Origin of the sequence: Gilvimarinus algae (genome assembly GCF_030518215.1) — a bacterium.
Classification (GTDB): Bacteria; Pseudomonadota; Gammaproteobacteria; order Pseudomonadales; family Cellvibrionaceae; genus Gilvimarinus; species Gilvimarinus algae.
Genome location: NZ_JAULRT010000052.1, coordinates 542,435 through 567,962, shown reverse-complemented (window position 1 = coordinate 567,962; position 25,528 = coordinate 542,435). Strand labels below are relative to the sequence as shown.

The following is a 25,528-nucleotide window of genomic DNA, read 5'->3' as shown; positions in this document are numbered from 1 at the left end:
CTCCCTATGAGTGACTGAGAAACACCACCCCGGCCAGAGGCGGCAGGGTAATTTCCATCGAAAAAGGCTGATTCATCCAGGGCAGGGCCTCTGCCTGAATGGGCTCGCCATTACCCAGATTACTGCCGCCGTAGTAGAGCGAATCGGAGTTAAACAGCTCCCGGTACTGACCCCCACCGGGCACGCCGATGCGGTAATGATGGCGCGGCTCAGGGGTAAAGTTCAGAGCGACAATCAGCTGCTGGTGATCACTGCGGCGGATGTAGCTGATCACCGACTGGGTGTTATCGTGGCAATCGATCCACTCAAAACCGTCTGGCGAATAGTTGCGCTGAAACAGGGCTTCCTGCTGGCGGTAGAGGTGGCACAAATCACTGAGTGCCTGACGCAGGCCAGAGTGGGCATCAAAATCAAGCAGTGCCCAATCCAGCTGTCCCTTGTCGGCCCACTCGCTCCACTGGCCGAACTCCGAGCCCATAAACAGCAGCTTGCTGCCGGGGTAGGTAAATTGATACGTGTAGAGCAAACGCAGGTTGGCGAACTTCTGCCAGTAGTCGCCAGGCATTTTGCCCATCATACTGCCCTTGCCGTGAACCACCTCATCGTGAGAAAAGGGCAGCTGAAAATTCTCGGTGTAGGCGTACATCATGCCAAAGGTCAGACTGTCGTGATGGTGCTGACGATAAATCGGGTCTTTACTCATGTATTCGAGCGTGTCGTGCATCCAGCCCATATTCCATTTGAGGGAAAACCCTAAACCGCCAAGATAGACAGGCCCCGACACCTGCGGCCAAGCGGTGCTCTCTTCGGCTATCACCAAAGTGCCCGGGTGCTGGCCATGGCACTGGACGTTCAGCTCGCGAATAAAGTCCACCGCCTCGAGGTTTTCGTTACCGCCGTAGCGATTGGGTATCCATTCGCCGTCGTTGCGCGAGTAATCCAGGTGCAACATGGACGCGACAGCGTCCACCCGCAAACCATCCAGATGAAACTCTTTTAACCAGTAAAGCGCGCTACCAATGAGAAAGTTGCGCACTTCATTGCGCCCATAGTTGAAAATCAAGGTTCCCCAATCTTTGTGTTCACCCAGGCGCGGGTCCTCGTGCTCGTAGAGCGCTGTGCCATCGAATCGCGCAAGGGAAAATTCATCTTTGGGAAAATGCGCCGGCACCCAATCCAGAATGACCCCAATATCATGCCGGTGCAGGTAGTCGACAAAGTAGCGAAAGTCATCGGCACTGCCAAAACGACTGGTCGGTGCAAAATAACCCGTGCACTGATAGCCCCAGGAATCGTCCAGCGGGTGCTCAGCAACGGGCATGATCTCGATGTGGGTAAAACCCATGGGCACCACATACTCCACCAGACGGTGAGCGAGTTCACGATAGTTCAGGTAGCCACCTTCGGCTGGGCGCTGCCAGGAGCCGAGGTGCACCTCATAGACCGACAGGGGACTGCGCTGCCAGTCCCAGCTGCGGCGCTTTTCCAGCCACGGCTCATCCGACCACTGAAAATCATCCTCACCCACCACCACCGCTGCGGTGGCCGGGCGCAGTTCAAACTGTCGGCCATAGGGGTCCGTCTTAACCACTACCCGGGCGGCGTCGCGACTGCGTATTTCAAACTTGTACACTTCCTCGGCCCCAAGGCCCGGCACAAAAAGCTCCCACACGCCAGAAGCACCGCGCGAACGCATGGGGTGAACGCGTCCATCCCAGCGATTAAAGTTCCCCACCACACTGACGCGCTCGGCGCCGGGCGCCCAGGTGGCAAAGAGCACCCCGCTGATGCCATCGACTTCCTTTATATGCGCACCGAGCACGCGATAGATGTCCCAATGCCGGCCCTCGCCGAACAGGTGCAAGTCGTAATCGGATATCTGGGGAGCAAAGGTGTAGGGGTCGTGACGCTCGATCTTCTGCCCATCGGCGTACTGCCAGACCAAGCGGTGGTGATCGGGCAGCTCGCCCGCTTTGCCTTGCCAGTAATAAAAGTCGGTCTCGGGAATGTGCGTTAAAGCTTCGGCACCTGAACGCGTGCGCAGCTCCGGCAGGCCAGCGAGGCCCGGAAGAAAAACCGTTACCCGGCAGTCATTGGCGGAGTCTTGTATTTCGCTGTGGCGGCCAAGCACCTCGAAAGGGTCGTGATGGGCGGCTGCACTGATTCGTTGCATCGCCGGGGTAATTTGTAATCCTTTGGGGCGCGTCATAGCTCGCTTATTCCTTTTCAACTGGTGCAAACACAAAACCGTAACACACAATGGTTATAGTTGCGGGTATTGATGAGCGATTTGGAGTCACACGGGACGCCTTCAAGATGCATCTGCACTTTCGGTGCCATTACACGTGAGCATCATTCTCTGCAAGTCATTGTATGCGTTGGCCACTCAAAAGAGTAAAACAATTGCGTGACAGACTCGGTATTGATTCGGGTAAGTCTTTGTTAGCCTTCGCTCACCGCAGTGCTTTTTTCAATTGCCTTGTCGGCGTCTAGCTTATGGCACCTAATTTGCTCATGACATTTTTGTAACACGTTCATTACCGTCTTGCGGCGGTAGGGTCTAGACTCACAAAGTCGGCCCGCGCGAGAGGAAAGGGGCGATTGTCTATCCCACATTGAGGAAGGAGCTTCATTCGTATGACCAATCAGAACTCGGGACGCTTTGTCAGCCGTCTAACCCGCGAAACACTCGCACTGGTATTGGCTGGCGGGCAGGGTACCCGGCTGAAAGACTTAACACGCTGGCGTGCCAAACCCGCCGTGCACTTTGGCGGCAAGTTCCGAATCATCGACTTCCCCCTGTCCAACTGCGTCAACTCCGGCATCCGCCGCATCAGCGTCCTTACGCAATACAAGTCGCACTCGCTCAACCGCCACATTCAACGCGGCTGGGGTTTTCTCGGCGGCGAGATGGGCGAGTTTGTCGAACTCTTGCCCGCCCAACAGCGCCTGGGCGAATCCTGGTACGCCGGCACCGCCGATGCGGTATTGCAAAACCTCGATATTATCCGCCGCCATGAGCCCCGCTTTGTTTTAATTCTCGCCGGCGACCATGTCTATAAGATGGACTACGGCACCATGCTCGGCGCCCATGTGGAAAACGACGCAGACATCACCGTCGGCTGTATTGAAGTGCCGAGCGAAGAGGCCACCGCCTTCGGTGTCATGGAAGTGGACCCGGATTACAACATCATCAAGTTTAAGGAAAAACCCGCCAACCCCGAATCCATACCCGGCAAACCCGGTATTTCGCTCGCCTCCATGGGCATCTATATCTTTAGCGCCGATGTGCTGTTCGACGAACTGGAAAAAGACCAAAGCGTCGAAGGCTCCAGCCACGACTTTGGCAAAGACATTATTCCGTCGCTCCTGGGCAAGCGCAAAGTCCAGGCCTTTCCCTTTAAAGACCCGGTCTCAGGCGGCGAGGCCTACTGGCGGGACGTGGGTACCGTCGATGCCCTCTGGCAATCCAACCTGGAACTCACCGGCATCACCCCCGAGCTGGATCTCTACGACGCCGAGTGGCCCATCTGGACCTACCAGGAACATGTGCCACCGGCCAAGTTTATTTTTGACGACAGCGGCCGGCGCGGTATGGCCGTCGATTCCATGGTCGCCGGCGGCTGTATTGTCTCAGGCTCAGTGGTGCGCCACTCGCTGCTGTTTCCCCGGGTCAGGGTCAACTCTTTCAGCGAAGTGACCGACTCAGTGCTTTTTCCGAGCGTCGAGGTGGGGCGCAACTGCAAGATCAAAAAGGCGCTGATCGATCGCTCCTGCGTGATCCCCGCCGGTACCGAAATCGGCTATGACGAAGCCGCCGACCGCGAACGTTTTTATGTCTCGCCCGGTGGGGTCGTGCTCGTCACACCCGACATGCTCAATCAACCCTAGAGGCTTACCATGAACAGCGGCACAAGAATCCCAGTTGTATTTTTGTGGCACATGCATCAGCCCGATTATCGCGACTGCGTCACAGGCGAGTACTACTTTCCCTGGACCTACCTGCACGCACTGAAAGATTATGTGGACATGGCCGCGCACCTTGAAGCCCACCCGGGCTGCAAGGCCGTGTTTAACTTTGTCCCCATACTCATCGAGCAGCTCGCCGACTACGCCAGCCAGCTCAAGCATTACCTGGAGCGCGGAGATGCCATCAAAGACCCGCTCTTGGCACTGCTCACCAGCGCCGAGCGACCCGCGCCCGGCAGTGAGCGCTTTGCCGATTTGCTGGCAAAGTGCACCCGCGCCAACCGCGAGCGCATCATCGAACGCTTTTGTCCCTACCGGCAGTTGGTCAATATGCTCGATACCTGGCAGCAAGACGACGCGCTGCCCTGTTACTTCAACCAGCAATACCTCACCGACATGGCGGTCTGGTATCACTTAGGCTGGCTCGGTGAAACCGTACGCCGCAGCGACAAGCGCGTCACCAAGCTGCAAGAGCAGGGCACGGGCTTCACCCCCGAGCACTGCACGCAACTGCTGGAAATTATTCACGAATTGATGGCCGACCTCTTGCCGCGCTACCGGCGTCTTGCCGAATCCGGGCAGGCGGAAATCATCACCAGTCCATACGCCCACCCGATCCTGCCCTTGCTGCAGGACTTTGCCTCCACCCGCGAGGCCATGCCCGACGCGCTGTTGCCCGCCGCCTCTCACTATCCCGGCGGGCAGGGCCGCGCCATCTGGCATCTGGAAAAAGGTCTGGCCGTGTTTAAAGACCACTTTGGCTTTCGGCCCAAAGGCTGCTGGGCCTCTGAGGGTTCTCTGAGCGACTCAACCTTGGCGCTCTTGTCCGAGGTGGGTTTTAAATGGAGCGCCACCGGCGACTCGGTGATGTACAACAGCCTCAAACTTCCCGCCAACGAGCAGGCGGCGCAACGCATTGAACAACAACCGGATAAGCGTCACAGCGTTTTTTCTGTGGCCGACAAAGCCACGGGCGTGTTCTTCCGCGACGACGGCCTGTCGGATAAAATCGGATTCGAATACGCCAACTGGCACGCCGACGATGCCGTGGGCGATTTTCTCCACCACCTGGAAAACATCGCCAAGAGCGCATCCAACCCCGAAGACTGTGTCATTTCCATTATTATGGACGGCGAGAACGCCTGGGAGTACTACCCGGAAAACGCCTACTATTTTCTCGACGCGCTCTACGCCCGCCTGGAAGATCACCCGCGGCTTTACACCACCACCTACAGCGAGTGGCTGGAGACCACACCCAAGTCGGTAGCGCTCAACAGTCTCTGCGCCGGCAGCTGGGTCTACGGCACCTTTTCTACCTGGATTGCCGACAGCGAAAAAAACAAAGCCTGGGATATTCTCTGTCAGGCCAAGCTCGATTACGACAGCGCCGTAGAAGCGGGACTTGCGGGTGACTCGCGCCGGCTGGCCGATTTGCAGCTGGCACTGTGCGAAGGGTCCGACTGGTTCTGGTGGTTTGGCGATTACAACCCCTCCGACAGCGTGCGCGATTTTGACTATCTATTTCGCCAGCACGTCACCAACCTCTACAACATCATCGGTAAAAAACCACCGGAAAAACTCGCCACACCCATCAGCAAAGGCTCGGGCTCACCGGCCAATGGCGGCGTTATGCGTCAAGGCCATTTATGAGGCAAACGCCGATCAAACCCGCCGATATTTTTAACCGCCGCACCGCCGGTTGCCTCTTGCACCCGACCTCACTGCCGGCGGCTAAACTCGGCCACTGCGACGTGCCCTCGGGCAACCTCGGCCGCCACGCCCATCACTTTTTAGCCTTTTTGCACAGCGCCGGCTTAAACGTCTGGCAAATGTTGCCCACCGGACCCACCCACAGCGACCGCTCGCCGTATCAGAGCTGGTCCGCTCACGCCGGCAGCCCCAATTTAATCTGCCTGCAACAGCTGATCGATTGGGGCTGGTTGAGCGCCGAGGCCATCGCCAAGCATCTGCCGGTTGGCGACTGCCTGAGCTTTGACGACATGGCGCAGCTGCGCACCATCGCCTGCGATGAATTTTTCCGGCATATAGAGACAGCGCAGGGCAAACACATCGGCCGCGATTACCAGCGCTTTCTCAAAGAGCAGGCCCACTGGCTGGACGACTTTGCTCTGTTTCTCGCCCTGCGCAAAGCCCACGGCGGCGTCAGCTGGCTCGATTGGCCCGAGCCTTTGCGCCTGCGCGACAACAAGGCCCTGGCCAGCGCCCGCCAGCAGTATCAGCGCGATATCGCCCAGGCCTATTTTGAACAGTTTGCGTTTTATTCCCAATGGCAGGCCCTGCGCCAGAGCGCGAGCGAGCAGGGCGTGCAACTGTTTGGCGATATCCCCATTTTTGTCGCGCTCGACAGCGTCGATGTCTGGGCCCACCCGGATCAGTTTATGCTGGACCAACGCGGCCAGCCTGTCAGCGTCGCCGGCGTACCGCCGGATTACTTTTCCGAAACCGGCCAGCACTGGGGCAACCCCCATTACCGCTGGGACACCATGCAAGCCGATGACTTCGCCTGGTGGCGCGACCGCCTCGGCGGGCAGCTCGCCCAGTTTGATCTGATCCGTATCGATCACTTTCGCGGGCTCGACGCCTACTGGGAAATTCCCGCCGGCAGCCCCGACGCGCGCGCCGGGCGCTGGGTCGAGGCGCCGGGTGAAGCCCTGCTGGCCAGTTTGTTCAAACACTGTCACAACCTGCCAATCGTGGCGGAAAACCTCGGCCTGATCACCGACTCGGTCGAGTCGCTGCGCAAACGCTTTGCCTTGCCGGGCATGTTGGTGCTGCAGTTTGGTTTTGACGGCAACCCCACCAACATCAACGCACCTCATCACTTTGAGCCGGTGAACATTGTTTACACCGGCACCCACGACAACGACACCACCAAAGGCTGGCTCGACAGCCTCACCAGCGCCGAACGCGAGCGGCTGGCCGAGTACCTCAATACGCTGCCCACCCCCTGGGGGCTGATCAAAACCGCGCTGGCCTCGGTGGCGCGCATGGCCATAGTGCCGCTGCAAGACTGGCTCGAACTGGACAACACCGCCCGCATGAACACGCCGGGCACCCTCGACAACAACTGGCTCTGGCGCTTTCAGTGGGAGGATCTACCCGCCGATCTCGCCACCCGCATCAAGCAAGACGTCATTCGCTACGATCGCCTGGGGCAGGACCTGCCTTTCTCAGACGACATCTCACCGGAGAAGTAATATGGAACATCGCGCAAGCCCACGTACCACCGCCGATCTGCGAGCCGAACTGCACAAAACCCGGGGCAAGCGCTCCGTGGCCCGCATTAAAAACCTCAGCACCCTGGGGTTGTTTCTCGCCACCAAGCCCGAGGCCTACCGGCTTTACGAGAGCCTGACCATTACCGTGGATCTCACTACCGGCTTTACCCTCAAGGGCAAAGTGGTGCGCACTCAGGAAAACGGCATTGCCGTGGAGCTGGACACCACCGAGGACACCTTAGGCCAGGCGGCGCGGCTCATGCACGCCGTTAAACGCCGCCAGGCTCAGGCCGACATCAAAAGCTCGTTACTGGTTAACGAATAACCGCACAACCCTCGATAGGCGTCGGTTACTGACGCCTGCCGCCCCAGCCGCTTAATGGCAGCGGCTGATCTTCTGTGCCACCTCGCGCGTAATGCTCACCGGTGCGCCGCGATGCGGCCCAGCGCACACAGACGCACGCGGCCGATACTTGGATCGGCCCCTCCACTCCTGTATATTTAGCCAGTCTTTTCGCAAACGGAACCCAGCCTCTATGAGCCTCGATGCCATCAAAGTCCGCGGCGCCCGCCAAAACAATCTGAAAAACCTCAATCTGGACATCCCCCTCGGGGAAATGGTGGTGGTCACCGGCGTCAGTGGCTCGGGCAAATCCACCCTGGCGTTCGACACCATCTACGCCGAGGGCCAGCGCCGCTACGTCGAGACCTTTTCCGCCTACGCGCGCCAGTTTCTCGACCGCATGGACAAGCCGGCGGTAGACAGCATCGAGGGCATACCCCCGGCCATTGCCATCGAGCAGAGCAACACTGTGCGCACCTCGCGCTCCACGGTCGGCACCATGACCGAGCTCAACGACTATTTAAAACTGCTGTTTGCGCGTCTCGCCCAGCTCTACTGCGCCGGCTGTGGCAAACCCGTGGTCACGGACACCCCGCAGAGCATTCTCAAGGCGCTGTTTGACCGTTTTCCCAGTGGCCAGCGCCTGATGGTCTGCCTGCCCATCACCGTGCCCGAAACACTCACGGACGATGACGTCCTGCAACTGCTCAATCAGCAGGGCTACGCCCGTATTTACCAGCGTTCGGGCGCGCGGGTCGAGGTGGTGCAAGACCGCCTGCGCCTCAGTGAAGACAACCGCGGCCGGCTCACCGAGGCTCTGGAGGCGGCGCTCCACTACGGCAAAGGTCATGTGCTGGTCTACCCGTTAAACGACGAGCGAGAGGTGGGCGAGGCCGAGCGCTTTTCCAGCCATCACCACTGCCCGGGCTGCGACCGGAGCTACAGCAAACCCAGCCCCAGCCACTTTTCCTTTAACTCGCCCCTGGGCGCCTGCGACACCTGCCGCGGTTTTGGCCGGGTGATTGGGGTGGACTGGGGTTTGGTGATTCCCGACGAGCAAAAAAGCCTGAAAGACGGCGCCATCAAACCCATACAGACCCCCAGCTACGCCGAAGTGCAGAGCGACCTGATCAAGTTTGCAAAAAAGCGCGGCATTCCCATCACCAAACCCTGGGCCGAGCTCAGCGAAAAAGAGCGCGACTGGGTCATTGAGGGCGAGGGCAGTTGGAGCAAAGGCGTCTGGTACGGTGTGCGTGAATTTTTCGACTGGCTGGAATCCAAAGCCTACAAAATGCACATTCGCGTGCTGCTGTCCAAGTACCGCGCCTACACCCCCTGCAAAGCCTGCGGCGGTGCGCGGTTAAAGCCCGAGTCCCTGTGGTGGCGCATCGGCGATCTGGAGGCCGCCGACACCGCACTCGCCGGGCGGCCGCGCTTTAAACCCGTGGGCGCCACACTGGCCGACGATGTGTTTAACCGCTTGTCCGGCCTCAACATCGCCGATGCCATGCGCCTGCCGCTGGCCAACGCCCTGGCGTTTTTCTCCAAGGTAAAAGGCGAGGGCAGCTCGGCCGTAGACGAGGCCACCGAACTGCTGCTCAGCGAAATTCGCTCGCGCCTGGGGTATCTGTGCGAAGTGGGCCTCGAGTACCTGACGCTCGATCGCCAGTCGCGCACCCTGAGCGGCGGCGAAGTACAGCGCATCAATCTCACCACTGCGCTCGGTACCTCGCTGGTCAACACCTTGTTTGTTCTGGACGAGCCCAGCACCGGTCTGCACCCGCGCGACATTGACCGGCTGGTAAAAGTTCTGCACCGGCTGCGCGATGCCGGGAACTCGCTGTTGGTGGTCGAGCACGACCCGCAAGTGATTCTGGCGGCGGACCGCATTCTCGACATCGGCCCCAGGCCCGGCCGCCACGGCGGTAACATTGAATTTTTTGGCACGCCCAAAGCGCTGATGCAGCGCAAAAACAATCTCACCGCCCGCTACCTCAACGGCACTGAACACATCAGCCTGCCGGCAGAGGGCGTTGCCGAGGTCGCCGCCCAGTACCTGCCCGCGCTCAAACAGCGCCAGAGCCAGGCCATTACCATCAAAGGCGCCCGCGAGCACAACCTCAAACACATCGATGTAACCATTCCACTCGGCCAGCTGGTGTGCCTCACGGGTGTCAGCGGCTCGGGAAAATCCACGCTCATGCGCCACATTCTCTACCCGGCACTGCTCAAACACTTTGGCGAGCAGACCGAGGCCCCCGGCGCCTACGACAGCATCAGCGGCCTGGAGGCCGTGGATAAAGTCGTCCTCGTGGATCAAAGCCCCATTGGCAAAACCACGCGCTCCACACCCGCCACTTACGTGGGCGCCTTTGATGCCATCCGCAAGTGCTTTGTCGCCACGCCCCAGGCCAAAGAGCGCGGCTACAAGCCCGGCATTTTCAGTTTTAACGCCGGCAATGGCCGCTGCGCCACCTGCCAGGGCAACGGCTTTGAACACGTTGAAATGCAGTTTCTCAGCGACGTTTACTTGCGCTGCCCCGAGTGCGACGGCAAACGCTTTCGCGATGAAATCCTCGAAATCAAACTGCTCAAAAAAGGCCGCGCCGTCTCCATTGCCGATGCACTGGAGATGACCGTCAGCGAGGCGCTGGTCTTTTTTGACGATCAACCCGAGGTGGTGCGAAGCCTGCAACCACTGGCGGATGTGGGGCTGGAATACGTGCAGCTTGGCCAGGCCGTGCCGACCTTAAGCGGCGGCGAAGCCCAGCGCCTGAAACTCGCCGGCCACCTCGCCAGCACCCGCGCCAAGAGCGATGAGCACATGTTGTTTTTGTTTGACGAGCCCACCACCGGCTTGCACTTTGCCGACATCGCCACGCTCATGCAGGCGTTTCGCCAGCTGCAGGCGGCGGGGCATTCGCTGCTGATCATTGAGCACAACCTGGATGTGATTCGCGCGGCGGACTGGATCATCGACATCGGCCCCGAGGGCGGCGACGCCGGCGGCCAGCTGATCGCCGAGGGCACGCCCGACACCCTGATGACATCAAGCAAAGGCTTTACCGGTAAAGCATTAAAAGACTATGTGAAAACCCTCGCGCAAGGTGGTGCACTGTCTCGGGCCAGCGATAAAAAAACCAAGCGCAGCAAAACCGACAATGTCATCAGCGTGCATCACGCCCGCGAGCACAACCTGAAAAACATCGATGTGCGCATTCCGCGGGATAAACTCACGGTGATTTCCGGCGTGAGCGGCAGCGGCAAAAGTACCCTCGCGTTCGATTTGATTTTTGGCGAGGGTCAGCGCCGCTATCTGGAATCGCTCAACGCCTACGCGCGCCAGTTTGTGCAGCCGGCCTCGCGCCCGGATGTGGATGCCATCTACGGCATACCGCCGGCCGTGGCCATCGAGCAGCGCACCAGCCGGGGCGGGCGTAAAAGCACCGTTGCCACCCTGACCGAAATCTATCACTACCTGCGGCTGATGTTCGTCAAGCTCGCCACCCAGTACTGCCCCAGTTGCGATCTGCCCATCGAGCCACAAACCACCGATGCGATTTTCGCCCGGCTGCAAAAAGACTACCGCGGCAAAGCCGTGACCCTGCTCGCGCCCATGGTGGTCGCGCGCAAGGGCATTTACCGCGAGCTGGCCCAGTGGAGCGCCGAGCGCGGTTTTACCCAGCTGCGTGTGGACGGTGTCTATCAGCCCACCGACAACTGGCCCGCGCTCGATCGCTACAAAGAGCACGATATTGAGCTGCCCCTCGCCACGCTTAAAATCGCGCCCGGCCAGCAAACCGAATTGCTCGAGGCACTGGAGCAGGCTATTGGCCTCGGCAACGGTGTGGTCATAGTCGCGCCCGGGGGCAAAGCCAAAGAGCGTTTGTTTTCCACCCAGCGCGCCTGCCCGGGCTGCGGCTGTGGCTTTCCTGAGCTGGACCCGCGGCTGTTCTCCTACAACTCCAAACACGGCTGGTGCACCGGCTGTTTTGGCACGGGCCTCAAGCTCAAGGACTTTGATGAAGAACAAACCGGCGAGGAGAGCGCCTGGCAGGCCGAGGAGGGCACTGCCGATACCGTCTGCCCCAAATGCGATGGCCAGCGCCTCAACCCCACGGCGTTGTCGGTGCGCTTTCGCCACAAAAGCATTGCCGAGCTGGCCGCCCTGCCGGTAGACGATGCGCAGAAATGGTTTGGCAGCCTCAAGCTGAAAAGTGCCGAGCAGGCCATCGCCCGCGACTTACTGAGCGAGATGCAAAACCGCCTGCACTTTTTGCAAAAGGTCGGGCTCAACTACCTGACGCTGGATCGCGCCGCGCCCACCTTGAGCGGTGGCGAGGCCCAGCGCATTCGCCTGGCTGCGCAGCTCGGCTCCAGCCTGCAGGGCGTGTGCTATGTGCTGGACGAACCCACCATCGGCCTGCACGCGCGGGACAACCGCAAACTCTTGCAAACCCTGCGCGAGTTGCAGCGCCAGGGCAACACGGTGCTGGTGGTCGAGCACGATGAAGACACCATGCGCGAGGCCGACCATATGATCGACATCGGCCCGCGCGCCGGCGTCAACGGCGGCGAAGTGGTGGGCGAGGGCAGCGTCAAACAATTGATGAAAAACCCGCGCTCGCTCACCGGGCAAATGCTCGCCAAGCCGCTGCGCCACCCCATGCCCGAGCTGCGCAATAGCGAGATGCGTAAACTCTGGGACGCATCGGCCCTGCGCATAGAAAAGGCCTCGCTCAACAATTTGGCCAATGTCAGCCTGTCCATTCCCCTGCGCCAGCTGGTGGCCATCACCGGCGTCAGCGGCAGCGGCAAAAGCACCCTGGTGCGCGGTGTGCTCTACCCAAACCTCAAGCAGGCGCTGGCCAATAAGCGCAAGAAAACCCACGCCTGGCAGGGCGCGGCTGACATCAGCGGCTGGGAGAACATCGACCGTATTTTGGAAGTGGACCAAACGCCCATCGGCAAAACCCCGCGCTCCTGCCCGGCCACCTACATCGGCATTTGGGACAGCATCCGCAAACTCTTTGCCGGCACCGTGGATGCGCGCCTGCGCGGCTACACCCCGGCGCGCTTTTCCTTTAACGCCGGCGATGGCCGCTGCGAGGCCTGCGGCGGGCAGGGCATGCAGAAAATTGAAATGAATTTCCTGCCGGATGTGCGCGTGCCCTGCGATGTCTGCCACGGCTGGCGTTTTAACGATGAGACCCTAAGTGTGCGCTACAAAGGCAAGCACATTGGCGATGTGCTGGCCATGAACATCGATGAGGCCGCCGAGTTTTTTAAACCCATCAGCAAGGTGCACCACGCCCTCTGCCTGCTGCAGGATGTGGGCCTGGGGTATCTCACCCTCGGCCAGCAGAGCCCGACCTTAAGCGGCGGCGAGGCGCAGCGCATCAAGCTGGTCTCGGAGCTGGCCAAGGCCAACATGACCCCCGAGGATGCCAAGGGCCGGGTCAACCAGCACAACCTCTATGTGCTGGACGAGCCCACCGTGGGCCTGCACATGGCGGATGTGGACAAGCTGCTGCACGTGCTGCACCGGCTGGTGGACGCGGGTAATTCGGTGCTGGTGATTGAGCACAATCTGGATGTGGTGGCCGAGGCGGACTGGATTGTTGATATGGGGCCGGAAGGCGGTTCTGGTGGGGGTAGGGTGGTGGCGCAGGGAGCGCCGGCTAGTGTGGTTCGGCGTAAGCGGTCGCTTACGGGACAGTTTTTGGGGGAGGTTTTGGGAGACGGTTGAGTTTTGGTGTCGGGAGTCCGACATTGGACTTTGGAATTGGCTTTGGCCTCTATCGCCGGGCGGGCGAATGACTTTTCGTTGCGCGACGAAAAGTCATCAAAAGGCGCGCCCCGGCGCCTGGCCCCTTCGGGGTTCCCTCGCTCCGGCAGCGGTTAGAGAGCCGTATCGACAGGCCGTCCCTGGCCTGACGATACTTGCGCAAACCTCCTGTTTGCTTACCCTCTAACCGCTACCTCCGCTCGGCTCAGTCGCAGGGGAGCCTCTTGGTGCCAGATTCTGGGCTTTTTCAGAAAGTCAATTGCGTATTGCCAATTGACGCAAACGGTGGCACTCTTTTCCTCAAGTGTTTTGGCGGGTTTGTCGGGTCTTTTCAGGCTGTGCAAATCAGCGGTAGCCAATGGGAAGGTGGAATCAATAAGCATCTGGAGTAGGGTGCGGGCACTTCCCTTCTGTTTACATCGCTTTCTCGATAACACCCGTGAACGACAGGCGGCAATACTCTACTTAGTACTGAAAAGACAGAGTAGATTGGTAGCTGGAAGCTCATGCTATTCAACTCTTTTTCATCGAGCAGAGAGTCGGCTTTTGTGTGACCCAAAAGAAATATTTAATAAAACTTAGAAATATCAGTTAGTTGCATCAAACCTGTTTTGCTTGAGCGAATCAAGTGGCTCAAGAGTTATACAGCCTGAGTCTTTCTTTTCTACGGGAGACAGTTATTGATAAACACTGATTTTCTTTTGAAATCAGAGCTCTAGGACGATTTTTTTATCTCGTTTCCAGGGGAATTATATTGCCGCGGGGAATTTTACTTTGGCTTTTGAATTAGCTGTTAGCACCAAGGAAGAATTGATCTATGAATGAAATAGAATGGCATGATGGGGTATTGGGCAAGATTGAGTTTGTAACAAGCGAAAATAACTCTTCCTCAATAGGCATATCATTAGAGCTCTATGAAGATTTTGAGACAGCTAGCTCACGAGACAGATATATTCTGGAATGCAGGATATCAGGAGGTTTATCTGTACATTGGATGTAACAGAATTAAAAGCTAATGCTTCAGCAGGGAACATAAGCAACGGCATTATGTACGATGAGCTTTTAAGGTTACATGTTTGTGCTGGGCTCTTGGAAATTAAAGCAAAATCACTGGAGCTAAAAAAGTGCTAACAAGGTGCTGTTGCGGCGCTCCGCTTCGCTACGCCCGCAAAGCACGGCGTTACACGAAAAATTGAATAATACTGAGGAATTAAGGGTCAGGCCTTACATTTTACATTCGAGTGAAAAATGTAAAGCCTGACCCCCGATGTTTTCTTGCGGATTCCCTCTCTGGGGTCGAGATGTCCAAATCCCTAGTTTTAGGTATCCCAGTTGCCAAGCGAGGAGAAGCATGGCACGATTTTAAATGGTGGAAGCCTATATTTCGGGCGCCTAAGAAAGTGGAAAGAAACTCCAAGAGTTGCTAAGCAGCTGATTAAAGAGCCAAACTACAATCGAAACATGAGTGTTCATGCTCTCTTCCCGCTTTTTATGTTTCGAAAGCTTTAACTTGACAGGCCTTTAATGCCGAAAAGTTATATCCTGTTCAGTATAGATGTTCAACATGGGTAAGCTTTTCCGCTTCGTGCTGTTTGATGCAGAGTATTGCTTGAATATCTTAAGGATGGGGTACAAATGAAAGCGCAGAGAGAGACTAATACTAGCGACGACTCAGAAGCACCAATCCAAAAAAAGCCAAATACCAAAAACTCATGGTATGAAAAATATTTAGAAGCAACTATTGGAGCAGTTATCACTATATTTTTAGTTGGTATAGTAAGTTGGACCTTTGGCCATTTCGCGACGAAGATAGCAAGCATCGAGAAGAACATAGCTGCTCACCACGGGCCTCAATGGGAAGAAATGGAAAAGGTTGTCGCTGTAGGAAATTTACGCTCGGAATTTTTAAAAGCAAAAGCCGACTATGAAGAAAAGCTAAGTGAACTATCCAAATCTTTAAAAAAGAAAGATCTTGAGATCGAGAAAGCATTGAATAGGCATGAATCTATCTCATCAGCTCTCCTAGAGTGGTCAGAACAAATTGACAAAGTGGTTAAAGACAGCAGGGAGCGAGAGTATGAAGCTTATGCTCATCTTACAACACATGCCCCTAACAATGCGAATGTAGCGCTACTAAATACAGCCCACCTTGGGGGTACCCGCTTTAAAGCTGGTGACAAAGTGGTAATAACCAACTCATCATCAGGCCGGAGAGAAAAAACCACAGTTAAGATTGTTTCAGCATATACAGACCTAGATAACACCGACGTACTAGTTCAGATTGCCCAACAACCAGCTAAAATTCTCGGATTATCGAAACAACTTGGGAAAATCAAAGTAATAGTAAAAAAAGATAAGCCGGATGCTAATGACCCAAGTCGATGGCGACCTCTTCGCGAAATATCTGCAAATCGCTGAGACTATATCCCAGCTCGAAAAGAGCAGAGGGCCCACACAGCTCTATAGCAATAACCAGCTGTGCAGTTTTGTAGTACATAGCCCTTTTTGAGTGTATTATAGTGGCCTCCTCGGGCGTGTCGTGAGATTCACGGCCGCTCTCACCAAAGGGCGCTACTAATTTTGAAGAACGCAATGTTCTTAGTCTTTTCGGCTTGCTCCCGAAAGGGGGTGTTAATCAGTAACCTATTGACGCCCGAGGCCTTTTTAAGATATTACAAAACACAAAGAGCACAAAAGTTTTTACCTATTAAATAAACTATTAGCGGATGTAAGAATGGAACTGTCTGACAAAATCTGGTGGACGAGAAAATCGAAAATTCAGACAGAAAAACGCTTATTATCGAACTCTCTTCAGTCTCAATTTTTACTGCTATGGTACTCATTTTTATCAGTGTCAGCATCGGTCTATAACCTTAAGTTTCCTGCAGCAGAGTCAATGCAGATTGTGTGGATTGCCACCTCTATTTGGGTGCTCGTCATTAGTGGGTATATTACCGGACTATCATTCAAAGAACGCGCATCGCTAATTAAAGAAAGCTACCAAGCGCTACAAAAATTATATGAACTAAGCAAACTCCCCAGTTCTGACCAAGTAGAGCTACTAGAAGAGTATGAAAAAACTCTAAATCTTTGTGAAAATCACAAAGAGATTGATTACTATACCGCCCTCTGCCAAGAGTATTTACTAGCATCAAAGGGCAGCAAAAATGACGATATAAAATCCAGATTAAATCGCCTTCCCACCCCTTATGTTTGGATTTCTTGGTTTAGTAATAAATTGATGCGTATAACCATTCTCAGTTTCTTTTATGCCCTCCCTGTAGCGACTTTTGTATTTTTTAAATAATATTAGAGACTGGCTAATGACTAGCGCCTGGAAAGATTTTGAAACCTGCTTTTCAATTAAGAACCTGAAGTTAATTTTTTCAAAGAATATAAAAGGCTCACGCACCGCCGGAGCGGACAACATGTCTCCAGAAGCCTTGGAAAGCCAACTTGATACGCAAACTTCTATTGTAAATAAGAAAGTTCTTTCTGGGAGTTATTCCTTTACACGATACAAGAAAAAACTTGTAAGCAAAGGATCTGGAAAGGCTCCAAGGGAAATTTCAGTACCCACCGCCCGCGACAGATTGGCACTTAGAGCCTTAACTAATTTTTTACACAAACGATTCAATAACTCCACCACTATCACCTTACCTCAATCAACAATCCGAAGCCTTAAATATAATCTTGGAAGCGGGTATTACGGCACCGTAATAAAGCTCGATGTGGAAGAATTTTACCCATCAATAAAGCACGATGAACTTAACTCTAGATTAAGAAAGAGAATTAAAGATTTACCAATTTTAAAGCTCGTGAGCGAGGCTATTCGCACGACTTTTGAGAAAGGAGAAAAAAGTGATCGAGGAGTTCCTCAAGGACTTTCAATATCCAACATCCTTTCCTCAATATACCTTATCAACATCGATAAAAAGTTTTTATCAAAAAGCAATATTTTCTACTGCAGATACGTTGACGATATAATCATTCTTTGTCGGCCAGAGGATACTAATGAGATTTTAAATGAAGTTATAACTTCATTTAAAAGGATAGGACTAAAAATTCATGATCCAAAAAGAAACCCTGAAAAATCTAGAGTAAATCGCATTGACGAAACGTTTCATTACTTGGGATATCGCATTTCTTATCCAACAATATCAGTGCGAGATTCATCCGTAGAAAGAATAAAAGAATCTTTGGCAGCAATGTTCACAAGCTTTAAGCACTCAAAAGGTCAGAGTTTGGAATTTTTGGAGTGGAGGGTAAACTTAAGAATAACCGGCTGCATATATGAGAACAAATGTAAAGGATGGATTTTCTTTTTTTCTGAAATGAATGATGAAGAGCTTCTTCACAAGCTTGACAATTACGTAAAAAAACTATGCAAAAGATTCAACACTTCAATCACACGAAAAAGATTTTCCAGATCACATAAAGAAATTCTACACAATAGATATAAATCAAAATACATCCAAAATTTCGATCATTATAGCGAGGCGCAAAAAAGAGCTATTCTTATAATGAGATATGGACATAAAATGAAATCATTAAGCTCAGAGAAAATTGAAGCCGCATTTCATGACTTCATATCACGCCAAGTGAGCGACCTTCTTGAAGATATTAAATCGTTTGGCTCTGGATAAGGGAATTCCGGGGACAACTTACCTAATTATATGCATGCCAAATATGAGGGATTGACTTAACCTATAGGCATTCCGGGGACAGTTTACTTAATTATCAGCATGCCAAATATGAGAGAGCTTGACTTTACCGAAAAACGCGGGATCAGATGATGTCAAGTTTGTAGGTGTCCGACGGAAAATCGATGCAAAATTTTAATACGTATGCTTAAATTTTTCATATTTACTAAGGATTAAAATGCGACGGATTACTCGTGATTTCATTACGCTCTTCAATGTTTTGTGGTATCGAGACTTCCCGTTAACAAAGCAGCATAAGGAAACCGGATCAAGAGCAGAGTGGACTACACATATTGGTATATGTGCGCGCTCAGCAGCGGATCTAATGGGGTATTTCACATACTTTGAGCACGGCAATAGAACAGACGCCGTCATTAAAGATAACCGTGAAGAGGTAGTCGCCAATTTAGAGTGGGAATGGAAAGAACCGAGATATGTAGACAAAGTCAATGAGATTCAGCAGCTCCATAAAGTGAAAGATAAATGCAAATTTTCAGTCTTTGTATCTTATTCAGACAATCGCCATTACGAAGAGAATATTGATTGCGTATTTAATCAGTGGGGGATCGCCTCCGAGCCACTGGTACTGATTATTATTCGATTCAACAGAGCGGGAGGACGGCGGTTGTTTGACCTAATGGAAACTCACCATATTCAAAACGGATCTTGCCGTAAGGTGCGTAGCCAGCCAGCATTACCTTGGGAGACAAAAGGGAAGCGCTGGGAGAGCAAATAAAGAGAGAGTCGGAATTCTTGGGACAGTGTAGTGAAGCATCTGAAAAAGGGGACAGATTTATTTTTGACAGGATACCTAAGGCTTCTTGTTGAAACCCCGGTGCAATCCCAACTCTACGCTCAATAGATAAGAAAGCAAACGTTTAACTCTAAAATTTATCGGGGATAAAATATTTAAGTATTTATATTCAGCTTAACTCTAACCGACCCAAAATGAGTTTTTATATTAAAAACTACAGGACACCTAAAAACTACAGGACACCCACATATTAAAAGCCAAAGTCCCCATTCACGTCAAAACAGCCGACTTTCAACGTGCATTGATAGCGGCCGCGTGTGAGGGAAGGATTGTGCCGAATTTCCTGTGGAAAAAATCCGTGTTTCGGCCACGGGCTAATCTGCCCGGTTGAGCATTTTAGGGGTTTTTGGTGAGCAATTTAGAACTCTATTCGGTTTGCGGATAAAGCCGCCTGCATTGGCTGATGCCGTGCATCCACTTTAAGTTCAGTGCTTCACACAGCTCGGTGATTTTCGCTACCGGGCCGATGACTCGGCCAAACCGTTTTTCGATGTGCCAGCAGGTGTCCAGCCAGTCCTTTGAGGGGATGCCTAAACGTTGAAGAATGTCTGGTAGGCGCTGATTAATCGCGCCGCGCTTGTCGTTCCGAATCGCTCTTCCGGTCCAGTCTACCAGTTGTAGGTAATCAGTAAGATCAAAGGGTAGGTGATTGGGCTGATTGCCTTTGTGCTCGCTGCCGGAGAAGGGCATGAGCTCTGCCAGATTTAGCGGGTCCTGGTGTTGAGTGCTGGGTGTATTTTGAGTTCTCACGCGGGTAGAGCGGTCAATCCCGAGACGCTCCTGAACGCTGGTGAAATCTGAGGTCTCGGGCGAATCGGTCATGCCAGCCCGGATGGGGTTTAGATCCACATAGGTCATGCAGCTGAGCAGCGCCCGCTCATCCAGTAGGGCCTGGCTTTTGAAACGCCCTTCAAAGAATCGGCCGGTGCAATTGTCTTCCTGGTTCGCCCAGCGGGCGATGGGCTCGTTTAAACAACGCATGAACCAGCTGATGTCGCATAGGCGGCTGCGCCACTGTTCAACAATCTCGTCTACCACCGCCATTTCGGGTTTGCCGATCTTGACGCCAGCCAGATAACGCTGAACCAGGGGCGGGCCTTTAAACAACGCTCGCCAGCGGTGAATAATATCGTCGCGGCTTAGGTTGTCGGCCAAGGGTTTGTTGACGCGAAGCACCACATGGTAGTGATTGGACATAACTGCGTAAGCGGCCACGTCCACTGCGAACACCGCCGCCAGTTGTTTAAGCCGCTGCACAATCCAGCCCCGGCGGTGCTCAAAGTTGTACCCTTCGCCAGAGCCGCATAGAAACGCCCGGCGAACACAGCGGGAGACGCAGTGATAATAAGGAGTGTCGTCGAGAGAAATCAGCTGTTTCCGTGGCTGGGTCATGGCTCGTCCTTGAACGCACTGTTGTAAATGCACTTTGGTTCAGAGCTGTTGCATTGTCAAGTTTGGGAGTGTTCAATATAGATCGATAACGAAATCCTGGGGAGTTACTGATCCTCCGGGAGTTCCCGTAGGGCTTACTTAATTTTCAGAATGAAAGCAGGCAGGGCTAGGCTGACATTTTACACCTGAGCATTGATAATTCAGTCGTAAATTCCGGGGATAAGTCATTGTCCGGATATACCTCACAGAAAGGCCAGGTAGATCCGATCAATGCTTAATCTGAAGGGTTTTAGAGCAGCTCGATTCCATCGTATGATCGACAACCGATCAGCAGAAGCAGATACATTTGATATAAATTTAACCATTCAATAGCCCCATACTCATGTGGAGCGTCAACAATGTTAGGAAAGCGACAAACAATGAGAAAAATTGGAAAAACAGCGTCATCAGTTGGATTACTGTTAGCTCTGATAGGCCCATCACCCCATTCAAGTGCCGAAGAGGGTACAAATGACACCACCACTGCACAAACGCAAAGAGCGTCAAAGTTAAACGAAGCCCTAAAGCAAGGCGCTAGTGAAATGAATAATGGTCTACCAATAATGGTTGATTCTGAAACTCGATTAGACTCCACCTCAGGTGGCAATATGAGTTTTCGCTACAACCTTACCATGGTCAACCTCTCCCCCGAGGATCTCGACCTTGAGGGCTTTACCAATGAGATGCAGCCTTTGCTGGTTAACAAAGTGTGCACCACAAAGGAAATGCAGGTTTTTATTGAAAACGGAGTACCTGTCACCTATTCCTATTACGGGAAAGGCGGGAAGCATTTCGCATCTTTCACAGTCGAACCCGACCATTGTAAGAGTAACTAGGGAAAGCTATACTGAAAAATTCTGGGCGCAGTCCGCTTAACGGCAAGAGTGACCTGCTCCAAGTATAGTGTGGAAAAACGTGCAGCGCTCTAAGCTTCAAACCGGCCATACCGCTATGGACACCGCCAACTATTTTTAAAAGAAAAAGGCGCATGCCGTATCTATAATGTATTTTTCAAGAGTCATTGTCGTTTTCTTCCTGCTGGGTCTTTCGGCTTGTACTCGAACGACAGTTCACTTGCATGCAGGGGAACTTCCTCAGACGTTACAAGATGGCGTGAAAGCTGGGCTGGAATCTGAAGGGTTTAAGGTTTCGCCTCGTGCCAATGCGTACCCTTATGATGAAAGTGTTGTTTTGTACTTTCCACACGAGGGTATTGATGCAGATTTGCAGGCGATTGATAAAGTCCTGACTTCCCATGGCTTGAGCGCTGAGAATCGCTATACGCTCTATCGGGATAAGATAGGAAAGCATGTGTATACAGCCGGAAATATCGGACTCTATCTGTTGCCGGAAAATGCGAAGGCTTCCTTCAACGAGGAAAGTCGTGTTCGGGATGAATTCCCAATTTCCGAGTCCGACGCAGAGTTTATCAGTACCGACTGTGATATTGAGTATGTGTACGAGCTGTTTGATGATGGTCGAGCTCTGGTTAGCGACTTTAGCTTCCCCGTGGGAGAGTCAACGCTGGCGCGAGGAACCTGGCAGGCCAGCGAGAATAGCGTAACCCTTATCAGCGATGGCGAAGATTTTCGATACAGGAAAAGAACATTTCACCGAGAGTATGCCAACCAGTTTAGCGATCACAATATTAGTTACCACATTATTCTGGAGCCAGAGGATTATTATAGGCTTCCATTTGGCTGCAGTTATAAGAGTACGTTTTCTGAAGCTTTTTAACGAATACTGACACTAAAAAGGGAACTCTAAAGGGGAGGGAGATCTCAACTTAAACGCAAGAATTCCGGGGGACAGTTTACTTAACTATCAGAATGGAAGATTAGCAGCAGAAACAGGAGCGTCCGATCGCACAATGTTTGAGCGGTTTATGGGGTCACGTATTCGGCAGGCGCGCGGACTCCCGATATAGCTTTATAGCCATCCAACCCCAAGACGCGGAGCCTCTCTGCAATAAATCACGACATCAAGCAAATACTGAGGAAACCAAATGAATACAACACCGTCTTCGTCAATGGGAAAACCGAATTATAAAAATTCGGAGCCTCTATTTGATTATTTGTACTGCTTCCGCTCAGCGATTTATAGCAACCTGGAAATCAGCAAAGAATTCCATTCGCAACTTCAATCACTACTGGATGGTAAAGATATCGAAGTCGCCTACTACAGCGATAAAGATCAGTCGATTCAATTTGTCATCGAAGGCATGGAGCTTGAGCGGGATCTATTGATTGATATCGTTAGGCTTATGGAAGAATGCGGTGGAAAGTCTTCCAGCTGCCAGATTCAACATCTAAAAGAATACAGAATGGATGTTCTAGAAGCGAAAAGTAACGGAGACATCTCATTTAGGGAGTTAGACTTTATCGACCCACAGTATTTAATCACTATCGAAGGCGATTTTTGGCCAACAGAAGAGGTTTCTGCCCCATACGAATCGGCATACCTTGATTCGTTTCGTCATGTAGTAGGTGACTTCGATCCTGTAAAATGCTCCGCGTTTAACAAAAGCCAACGGGCAGAAAAAATGCAACGCTTTGCTAACGGCTTCGATGACTTGGTCAATGGAGAGTTTTATTTTATTGGCGACTACTGGTGGTATGGTATCAAAAGTAAGGATTACAAAGAGCGTCGATTAACCAAAATACGATTTAGCTTCTTTACCGTATGTATCGACGCTAATTTGATGTGCCGATTTTGTGAACTGTTTGAGGCAATGAATTATCCACCAGTCAAGATCAGTATCGAGCGGCCAATTGAGGAAAAAGTAGCCGAGGCCAGTTACAGCCGCCAGAATGGCTTGGATATTAAAATGCTGTAGTGTCAAGTTTGTGAGTGTCCAATATAGATCATCCGATCTGGAGTACCGTTTGGCATTCGGGTATTTCATCTCAGATTAATTGCTCTAGGAAGCGGCTATCTAATGGGACAAGAACATAATCATGGCGCCGAGACTCTGGGCGACAAACGGTTGATCGCTGCAATTGGCATTAATGCACTGCTCACACTGACGCAAATAATCGGCGGGATACTGTCTGGTAGCTTGTCTCTCATTGCTGATGCTCTCCATAACTTGAGCGATGCCGCATCACTGGTTATCGCTCTTGTGGCGCGTAAGATCGGCCGCAGACCACCGGACGCCTTTAAGACCTTCGGTTATCGGCGCAGCGAAACCATAGCCGCCTTGATCAACCTTGTTACGCTGATCATCGTAGGGATGTACCTTGTCTACGAGGCCCTAGGACGGCTACTTTCCCCGCAGCCTATTGAAGGCTGGACAGTTGTTGTGGTGGCAGGAATCGCTCTAATTGTCGATCTTGCCACAGCTATACTCACCTACACGATGTCAAAGAACAGCATGAACATAAAGGCCGCTTTTCTGCATAATGTGTCGGATGCGATGGCATCCGTGGGTGTTGTTATAGCCGGAACCTTGATACTGGTGTACGGCTGGTACTGGACCGATACAGTTCTGACGTTGATGATCGCTGGGTACGTGCTGTGGCAAGGCTTCAGCATGCTACCGAAAACCATTCACCTGTTAATGGAGGGCACACCAGAGGGGGTCTCGATTAATGATGTGATCGGCGCTATGGAGAGTACGAGCAATGTTGAGGGCGTCCACCATGTCCATATTTGGGAACTCGCTGAGCATAGAATCGCTCTGGAGGCACATGTTGTCGTAAAGAAGGCCAATCTGCACGATATCGAACGGCTGAAAATCGAATTGAAGCACCTGCTTCATAATCAATTCGGTGTCAGTCATTCGACACTTGAAATCGAATTGGACGGCAGTGATTGTGTCTATGCTACACCGAACGTCAGTAGACACGACGATGCTTAGACGCCTCATCAAAACCCCAATGGGTACGAATTGTCAAATTTGTAGGCGTCCGATATTTTTTAGTGAATAATGCCAAAAAAGGAAAAGCTCATGCTCAAGCATTTACTGATTCTAGTCCTATCAATGTTACCGGTGATGTCGCTGGCTTCTGACTCTGGCGAATGCGGAAATACATGCCAGAAAGAAAAAGTGAGTGAATACTTTAGCTTGCTGAGTGAAATCTACAAGAAGGGCTCTGACGCAGAGGATATTGACGCTCTGTTTAAGGTTCTTGCGCCAGATGTAGAATACGAGCATTTGACCTACGGCGCGAGCTTTAACCGCGAAGAATGGCGTGGAGCATTTTACAGTAACCTTGAGCGTGGCGCGTACAAGAATGAGCCGGGTCAGTTTATTAGGGTTGACAATACGATCCACGGAAACAATTACGTGGCTGTGGCTTATAGCTATGTACTGAAGTCAAAAGATGACTCAGTTCAACCAGAGGGTGATCAAAACCTGCTGGCGGTTTTTGGCTTTACTAACGGAAAAATATCCTCAGTAAAGGAATATTGGTAGCAACAACTCCCGATCGGAAATCACGGATCAAGCTTTACATTTGACATCGACGCATTCATACACGTTAGCTGGCAGTTCCGTCATCAACGGCATCAGTAAAAAGCATTAGAACCAAAGAAACAAATTTTATGCCTTGCAAGACGCTTATCTACACCCTTTGGATTATCGCTGCGGCACTGCTATCCGCGTGCGCTTCCACACCGGACAGCTACACCAGCTACCCAAACAATAATCTATTCAACAAGGAGTATGCGAGAAAGTATTATCACGAGCTGCCCTTGAAGGGTGAAGGGCAGGTGGATCTGTTCGCTCAAACCAGAAGTACGGAAGAGCGGCCTTTCTTTCAGAAAACCTTGACGATTCTGGCCATTGATGGAGAGAGGCTGCTCCCGGAACCGTTCCCGTCCAAGAAGGCGATATGGCCGAATGTTAAAGAGGGGGAGCGTAAGGTCTTTTGCTCGGATAATTTCAGTGAGTCGCTGTGCCAACTCGTCGTAGAGCGTCAAACGCTCATGGATAATATGTTCAATTCCAGCGAGCAGTTTGGCAAAGGCCGGCACAACATAAGAGGCCAGCAGAGCGTTATTTTCAGGCCTGGAACTCGCAAAATTACACTGCTCCTGTTCGGTTACTCCTCCATGGGCCGCGGTGATATCGGGGTTTATGAAGCCGATGCCATTGACTTCAGTAAAGGGGACTACACCGCACACTTTGAAGTAGAGGGCAACACCGTGGGAAACCGGCACGTCCGCATCTGGATCCTTGAAGAGAATACCGGCGATATTGTCTGGGAGGTTAAAGATCAAACCTAGCGGGCGTTAAAA

17 protein-coding genes are annotated in these 25,528 nt (G+C 52.6%); 15 read left to right on the top strand and 2 right to left on the bottom strand.

The window, feature by feature from the left end:
- Window positions 1-4: 4 nt before the first annotated feature.
- Entirely contained in the window at window positions 5-2,209 is a 2,205-nt protein-coding gene (gene glgB, locus QWI16_RS09830) for a 1,4-alpha-glucan branching protein GlgB (RefSeq protein WP_302712744.1), read from the bottom strand.
- A gap of 428 nt (window positions 2,210-2,637) precedes the next feature.
- Between glgB and glgC the strand changes: the two genes are divergently transcribed.
- The 9 genes from glgC (at window position 2,638) to QWI16_RS09780 (ending at window position 18,778) form a co-directional block, all read left to right on the top strand.
- The gene (glgC, locus tag QWI16_RS09825; RefSeq protein WP_302712742.1) at window positions 2,638-3,891 is read left to right on the top strand and encodes a glucose-1-phosphate adenylyltransferase; all 1,254 of its coding nucleotides are present in this window, start codon (window positions 2,638-2,640) and stop codon (window positions 3,889-3,891) included.
- 9 nt (window positions 3,892-3,900) lie between these two features.
- Window positions 3,901-5,619: a glycoside hydrolase family 57 protein gene (locus tag QWI16_RS09820; RefSeq protein ID WP_302712740.1), complete on the top strand. Its 1,719-nt coding sequence runs from the start codon at window positions 3,901-3,903 to the stop codon at window positions 5,617-5,619.
- Window positions 5,616-7,187, top strand: a complete 1,572-nt coding sequence (gene malQ, locus QWI16_RS09815) for a 4-alpha-glucanotransferase (RefSeq protein ID WP_302712738.1) — start codon at window positions 5,616-5,618, stop codon at window positions 7,185-7,187. The genes QWI16_RS09820 and malQ overlap by 4 nt, the downstream gene beginning before the upstream one ends.
- Window position 7,188: 1 nt before the next feature.
- The gene (locus QWI16_RS09810; RefSeq protein ID WP_302712737.1) at window positions 7,189-7,533 is read left to right on the top strand and encodes a PilZ domain-containing protein; all 345 of its coding nucleotides are present in this window, start codon (window positions 7,189-7,191) and stop codon (window positions 7,531-7,533) included.
- Between the two features lie 211 nt (window positions 7,534-7,744).
- Window positions 7,745-13,300: an excinuclease ABC subunit UvrA gene (gene uvrA / locus QWI16_RS18745; protein ID WP_368045292.1), complete on the top strand. Its 5,556-nt coding sequence runs from the start codon at window positions 7,745-7,747 to the stop codon at window positions 13,298-13,300.
- Window positions 13,301-14,974: 1,674 nt separating this feature from the next.
- Window positions 14,975-15,757, top strand: a complete 783-nt coding sequence (locus tag QWI16_RS09795; RefSeq protein WP_302712736.1) for a hypothetical protein — start codon at window positions 14,975-14,977, stop codon at window positions 15,755-15,757.
- 316 nt (window positions 15,758-16,073) lie between these two features.
- On the top strand, window positions 16,074-16,646 hold the full coding sequence (locus tag QWI16_RS09790; RefSeq protein WP_302712734.1) for an SLATT domain-containing protein: 573 nt from the start codon (window positions 16,074-16,076) through the stop codon (window positions 16,644-16,646).
- 16 nt (window positions 16,647-16,662) lie between these two features.
- Window positions 16,663-17,985 (top strand): reverse transcriptase domain-containing protein, encoded by a 1,323-nt coding sequence (locus tag QWI16_RS09785; protein ID WP_302712732.1) that lies wholly within the window; start codon window positions 16,663-16,665, stop codon window positions 17,983-17,985.
- Between the two features lie 235 nt (window positions 17,986-18,220).
- On the top strand, window positions 18,221-18,778 hold the full coding sequence (locus QWI16_RS09780; RefSeq protein WP_302712730.1) for a hypothetical protein: 558 nt from the start codon (window positions 18,221-18,223) through the stop codon (window positions 18,776-18,778).
- Between the two features lie 444 nt (window positions 18,779-19,222).
- Here QWI16_RS09780 and QWI16_RS09775 read toward each other — a convergent pair whose 3' ends face one another.
- The gene (locus tag QWI16_RS09775) at window positions 19,223-20,248 is read right to left on the bottom strand and encodes a transposase (protein ID WP_302712729.1); all 1,026 of its coding nucleotides are present in this window, start codon (window positions 20,246-20,248) and stop codon (window positions 19,223-19,225) included.
- A gap of 419 nt (window positions 20,249-20,667) precedes the next feature.
- On the opposite strand from QWI16_RS09775, the gene QWI16_RS09770 reads away from it, so the two are divergent.
- The 6 genes from QWI16_RS09770 to QWI16_RS09745 all read left to right on the top strand — a co-directional run bounded on the left by QWI16_RS09770 (window position 20,668) and on the right by QWI16_RS09745 (window position 25,516).
- Window positions 20,668-21,123, top strand: a complete 456-nt coding sequence (locus QWI16_RS09770; protein WP_302712727.1) for a hypothetical protein — start codon at window positions 20,668-20,670, stop codon at window positions 21,121-21,123.
- A gap of 166 nt (window positions 21,124-21,289) precedes the next feature.
- Complete coding sequence (locus tag QWI16_RS09765) at window positions 21,290-22,024, top strand: hypothetical protein (protein ID WP_302712725.1); 735 nt, start codon at window positions 21,290-21,292, stop codon at window positions 22,022-22,024.
- A gap of 268 nt (window positions 22,025-22,292) precedes the next feature.
- A complete protein-coding gene (locus QWI16_RS09760; protein ID WP_302712723.1) occupies window positions 22,293-23,123 on the top strand; it encodes a hypothetical protein in 831 nt (276 codons plus the stop codon).
- A gap of 102 nt (window positions 23,124-23,225) precedes the next feature.
- A complete protein-coding gene (locus QWI16_RS09755) occupies window positions 23,226-24,146 on the top strand; it encodes a cation diffusion facilitator family transporter (RefSeq protein WP_302712722.1) in 921 nt (306 codons plus the stop codon).
- Between the two features lie 90 nt (window positions 24,147-24,236).
- Window positions 24,237-24,704 carry a nuclear transport factor 2-like protein gene (locus tag QWI16_RS09750; RefSeq protein ID WP_302712720.1) on the top strand — a complete coding sequence of 156 codons (468 nt, stop codon included), beginning with the start codon at window positions 24,237-24,239 and terminating at the stop codon, window positions 24,702-24,704.
- A gap of 128 nt (window positions 24,705-24,832) precedes the next feature.
- Window positions 24,833-25,516 (top strand): hypothetical protein, encoded by a 684-nt coding sequence (locus QWI16_RS09745; protein WP_302712719.1) that lies wholly within the window; start codon window positions 24,833-24,835, stop codon window positions 25,514-25,516.
- The last annotated feature ends 12 nt before the right edge of the window (window positions 25,517-25,528 follow it).